Annotated in this window: 1 protein-coding gene; it reads left to right on the top strand. The window is 38.7% G+C overall.

Annotated elements, in window-relative coordinates:
• The coding region (locus Q0881_RS17840) for a hypothetical protein (protein ID WP_299163350.1) at positions 1–212 on the top strand (212 nt) is incomplete at both ends.

Below are 212 nucleotides of genomic sequence, written 5' to 3'. Positions count from 1 at the left end.
CAATTTAGTTTAGATGGCGGACCATGGCAAACCCCAACTCCAGCTACGGCAACTACCTATACATTTACAGGATTAACACCAAAAGCATATACGGTAGATGTACGAGATGGATCAGGATGTGTATCAACACAAACGAATCATACATTAAATCCACAATTAGGATTAACAACTACGTTAGTAGACGAAACGTGTAATACAGGAACGATTACAAT

The sequence above is a fragment of the uncultured Tenacibaculum sp. genome (assembly GCF_947494125.1).
Classification (GTDB): domain Bacteria; phylum Bacteroidota; class Bacteroidia; order Flavobacteriales; family Flavobacteriaceae; genus Polaribacter.
This window is presented reverse-complemented; position numbering and strand designations above follow the sequence as displayed.